Below are 5,407 nucleotides of genomic sequence, written 5' to 3'. Positions count from 1 at the left end.
GCTGTCGAGGGGTTTTGGGGCATAAGAGCCTGGCGATGACCTACTTTCACACGGGTATCCGCACTATCATCGGCGCAAAGTCGTTTCACGGTCCTGTTCGGGATGGGAAGGGGTGGTTCCGACTCGCTATGGTCACCAGGCATAAGGGGTTGCCTGCGCTGACGAGTGTCAACGCGGGCGAATTGGGTGTAGTAAAGGTTGGGTTGTGTTGTGTCGACCTTGGGCACAAGGCGGATCACAGACACCAGGTAAAACACACTGGTTATAGGATCAAGCCTTACGGGCAATTAGTACTGGTTAGCTTAACGCATTACTGCGCTTCCACACCCAGCCTATCAACGTCCTGGTCTCGAACGACCCTTCAAGGAGGTCAAGCCTCCAGGGAATCCTCATCTTCAGGCGAGTTTCCCGCTTAGATGCTTTCAGCGGTTATCTCTTCCGTACATAGCTACCCTGCGATGCCTCTGGCGAGACAACAGGTACACCAGCGGTACGTCCACTCCGGTCCTCTCGTACTAGGAGCAGCCCCCGTCAAGATTCCAACGCCCACGGCAGATAGGGACCAAACTGTCTCACGACGTTTTAAACCCAGCTCACGTACCTCTTTAAATGGCGAACAGCCATACCCTTGGGACCGGCTACAGCCCCAGGATGAGATGAGCCGACATCGAGGTGCCAAACACCGCCGTCGATATGAACTCTTGGGCGGTATCAGCCTGTTATCCCCAGAGTACCTTTTATCCGTTGAGCGATGGCCCTTCCATTCAGAACCACCGGATCACTATGTCCTGCTTTCGCACCTGCTCGACTTGTCGGTCTCGCAGTTAAGCACGCTTTTGCCATTGCACTTTAGGTACGATGTCCGACCGTACCAAGCGTACCTTCGAACTCCTCCGTTACACTTTGGGAGGAGACCGCCCCAGTCAAACTGCCTACCATGCACTGTCCCCGACCCGGATTCACGGGTCAAGGTTAGAACCTCAAACAAACCAGGGTGGTATTTCAAGGACGGCTCCACGTGAACTAGCGTCCACGCTTCAAAGCCTCCCACCTATCCTACACAGATCGGTTCAAAGTCCAATGCAAAGCTACAGTAAAGGTTCATGGGGTCTTTCCGTCTAGCCGCGGGGAGATTGCATCATCACAAACACTTCAACTTCGCTGAGTCTCGGGAGGAGACAGTGTGGCCATCGTTACGCCATTCGTGCAGGTCGGAACTTACCCGACAAGGAATTTCGCTACCTTAGGACCGTTATAGTTACGGCCGCCGTTTACCGGGACTTCAATCAAGAGCTTGCACCCCATCATTTAATCTTCCGGCACCGGGCAGGCGTCACACCCTATACGTCCACTTTCGTGTTTGCAGAGTGCTGTGTTTTTATTAAACAGTCGCAGCCACCATTTTATTGCAACCCCTTCACCCTTCTGGCGCAGGCCAGTCAAGCTACCAGGGCGTACCTTATCCCGAAGTTACGGTACCAATTTGCCGAGTTCCTTCTCCCGAGTTCTCTCAAGCGCCTTAGAATACTCATCTCGCCCACCTGTGTCGGTTTGCGGTACGGTCTCGTATGACTGAAGCTTAGAGGCTTTTCTTGGAACCACTTCCGATTGCTTCGCAGCATAAAGCCGCTCGCCCCACATCCTTGAATCCCGCGCCCGGATTTGCCAAAGCGCCTTCTCCAATGCAGGGACCGGGACTTCCAACACCCGGACAACCTTCCGCGATCCGTCCCCCCATCGCATCATACGACGGTGCAGGAATATTAACCTGCTTCCCATCAGCTACGCATCTCTGCCTCGCCTTAGGGGCCGACTCACCCTACGCCGATGAACGTTGCGTAGGAAACCTTGGGCTTACGGCGAGGGGGCCTTTCACCCCCTTTATCGCTACTCATGTCAGCATTCGCACTTCTGATACCTCCAGCATCCTTTACAAGACACCTTCACAGGCTTACAGAACGCTCTCCTACCACGCACATAAATGTGCGTCCGCAGCTTCGGTGACTGGCTTAGCCCCGTTACATCTTCCGCGCAGGACGACTCGATCAGTGAGCTATTACGCTTTCTTTAAAGGGTGGCTGCTTCTAAGCCAACCTCCTGACTGTTTTAGCCTTCCCACTTCGTTTCCCACTTAGCCAATCTTGGGGACCTTAGCTGGCGGTCTGGGTTGTTTCCCTCTTGACACCGGACGTTAGCACCCGATGTCTGTCTCCCGTGATTGCACTCTTCGGTATTCGGAGTTTGCTATGGCGGGGTAATCAGCAATAGACCCCCCAACCATGACAGTGCTCTACCCCCGAAGGTGACACACGAGGCACTACCTAAATAGTTTTCGGAGAGAACCAGCTATTTCCAGATTTGTTTAGCCTTTCACCCCTATCCACAGCTCATCCCCTAACTTTTCAACGTTAGTGGGTTCGGTCCTCCAGTACGTGTTACCGCACCTTCAACCTGGCCATGGATAGATCATCTGGTTTCGGGTCTACACCCAGCGACTCAACGCCCTATTCGGACTCGCTTTCGCTACGCCTTCCCTAACCGGTTAAGCTTGCCACTGAATGTAAGTCGCTGACCCATTATACAAAAGGTACGCCGTCACCCGTTTCCAGGCTCCGACTGTTTGTATGCATGCGGTTTCAGGATCTATTTCACTCCCCTCCCGGGGTTCTTTTCGCCTTTCCCTCACGGTACTGGTTCACTATCGGTCGATTACGAGTATTTAGCCTTGGAGGATGGTCCCCCCATCTTCAGACAGGATTTCACGTGTCCCGCCCTACTTGTCGTACACCTAGTTCCACAATGCTGTTTTCGCATACAGGGCTATCACCTGCTATGGCCGGGCTTTCCATCCCGTTCTGCTAACAACGCTGCTAAAGAGTACAAGGCTCTTCCCATTTCGTTCGCCACTACTCTGGGAATCTCGGTTGATTTCTGTTCCTGCAGCTACTTAGATGTTTCAGTTCGCCGCGTTCGCTTCCCTGACCTATGTATTCAGTCAGGGATGACCCATAAGGGCCGGGTTTCCCCATTCGGACATCTCCGGATCAAAGCTTGTTTGCCAGCTCCCCGAAGCTTTTCGCAGGCTACCGCGTCCTTCATCGCCTGTAATCGCCAAGGCATCCACCACATGCACTTGTTCGCTTGACCCTATAACGAGTGTGTCTCATTCAAGACACCGCTATAGGTCTGAGTTCTCGCGTTTGTGCCGTATTCCAAGTCATCTTTCGATCACTTAAATACATTTTGGTTGATACAATCACAACCCGGTATCGTGTTTTGTACTGCAGCGTCTCATCAACGCTTCACGACACCTTTACTACATCCCATATTGTTAAAGAACAGCCAGATCCCACTTGGTGAGATCCGATAGCAATAGCCAAAGACTAAAATTCAGAACCTCTGAATCCTGGTCTTTGACAACTACCCCAAGGTAAGTGGTGGAGGATGACGGGATCGAACCGACGACCCCCTGCTTGCAAAGCAGGTGCTCTCCCAGCTGAGCTAATCCCCCGGATAACTTGGTGGGTCTGGTAGGACTTGAACCTACGACCCCCGCCTTATCAAGACGGTGCTCTAACCACCTGAGCTACAGACCCTTGGCTGTAACACTCAAACAAACCGATAAGTGTGAACGCTTGACTTGTGAACACAAGCCTCTGGAAAGGAGGTGATCCAGCCGCACCTTCCGATACGGCTACCTTGTTACGACTTCACCCCAGTCATGAACCCTGCCGTGGTAATCGCCCTCCTTGCGGTTAGGCTAACTACTTCTGGCAAAACCCACTCCCATGGTGTGACGGGCGGTGTGTACAAGACCCGGGAACGTATTCACCGCGGCATGCTGATCCGCGATTACTAGCGATTCCAGCTTCACGTAGTCGAGTTGCAGACTACGATCCGGACTACGATGCGTTTTCTGGGATTAGCTCCCCCTCGCGGGTTGGCAACCCTCTGTACGCACCATTGTATGACGTGTGAAGCCCTACCCATAAGGGCCATGAGGACTTGACGTCATCCCCACCTTCCTCCGGTTTGTCACCGGCAGTCTCTCTAGAGTGCCCTTGCGTAGCAACTAAAGATAAGGGTTGCGCTCGTTGCGGGACTTAACCCAACATCTCACGACACGAGCTGACGACAGCCATGCAGCACCTGTGTCCACTTTCCCTTTCGGGCACCTGATGCATCTCTGCTTCGTTAGTGGCATGTCAAGGGTAGGTAAGGTTTTTCGCGTTGCATCGAATTAATCCACATCATCCACCGCTTGTGCGGGTCCCCGTCAATTCCTTTGAGTTTTAATCTTGCGACCGTACTCCCCAGGCGGTCAACTTCACGCGTTAGCTACGTTACTGAAGAAATGAATCCCCAACAACTAGTTGACATCGTTTAGGGCGTGGACTACCAGGGTATCTAATCCTGTTTGCTCCCCACGCTTTCGTGCATGAGCGTCAGTGACGTCCCAGGGGGCTGCCTTCGCCATCGGTATTCCTCCACATCTCTACGCATTTCACTGCTACACGTGGAATTCTACCCCCCTCTGACATACTCTAGCCTTGCAGTCACAAGCGCAATTCCCAAGTTGAGCTCGGGGATTTCACGCCTGTCTTACAAAACCGCCTGCGCACGCTTTACGCCCAGTAATTCCGATTAACGCTCGCACCCTACGTATTACCGCGGCTGCTGGCACGTAGTTAGCCGGTGCTTATTCTTCCGGTACCGTCATCCACCCCAGGTATTAACCGAAGCGATTTCTTTCCGGACAAAAGTGCTTTACAACCCGAAGGCCTTCTTCACACACGCGGCATTGCTGGATCAGGGTTGCCCCCATTGTCCAAAATTCCCCACTGCTGCCTCCCGTAGGAGTCTGGGCCGTGTCTCAGTCCCAGTGTGGCTGATCGTCCTCTCAGACCAGCTACTGATCGTCGCCTTGGTGGGCCTTTACCCCACCAACTAGCTAATCAGACATCGGCCGCTCCTGCTGCGTGAGGCCTTACGGTCCCCCACTTTCACCCTCAGGTCGTATGCGGTATTAGCTAATCTTTCGACTAGTTATCCCCCACAACAGGGTACGTTCCGATGTATTACTCACCCGTTCGCCACTCGCCACCAGACCGAAGTCCGTGCTGCCGTTCGACTTGCATGTGTAAGGCATGCCGCCAGCGTTCAATCTGAGCCAGGATCAAACTCTTCAGTTCAATCTCTGTGTGACCCTTCGGTTTCCCTACAGGTCTCGCTCTTTCGAGCGGTCGCTCACTCTCAGAAAACTGACTCGACTGCTCCGAAGAACAATCGAACATGTTTTACTGTGCGAGCACTTGATACTTTTGAAGCAACACTAAGAACCCGAAGTCCTCAGCGGCGTTCGCCATCAAGCGCCCACACTTATCGGTTGTTTGGTTGTTAAAGAACA

2 tRNA genes and 3 rRNA genes are annotated in these 5,407 nt (G+C 53.1%); all 5 read right to left on the bottom strand.

The features are described from left to right. Window positions 1-27 precede the first annotated feature (27 nt). Window positions 28-140, bottom strand: a 5S ribosomal RNA gene (rrf, locus tag FFS21_RS31510). A 126-nt stretch (window positions 141-266) separates the two neighbouring features. Continuing rightward, a 23S ribosomal RNA gene (locus tag FFS21_RS31505) occupies window positions 267-3,147 on the bottom strand. Between the two features lie 288 nt (window positions 3,148-3,435). Further along, a tRNA-Ala gene (locus tag FFS21_RS31500) sits at window positions 3,436-3,511 on the bottom strand. An 8-nt stretch (window positions 3,512-3,519) separates the two neighbouring features. After that, a tRNA-Ile gene (locus tag FFS21_RS31495) sits at window positions 3,520-3,596 on the bottom strand. A gap of 64 nt (window positions 3,597-3,660) precedes the next feature. Next, window positions 3,661-5,192, bottom strand: a 16S ribosomal RNA gene (locus tag FFS21_RS31490). The 16S, 23S and 5S rRNA genes sit together here with 2 tRNA genes alongside, the layout of an rRNA operon. Window positions 5,193-5,407: the final 215 nt, after the last annotated feature.

The organism is Cupriavidus sp. 2SB (genome assembly GCF_005503625.1).
Taxonomy (GTDB): domain Bacteria; phylum Pseudomonadota; class Gammaproteobacteria; order Burkholderiales; family Burkholderiaceae; genus Cupriavidus.
This window is presented reverse-complemented; position numbering and strand designations above follow the sequence as displayed.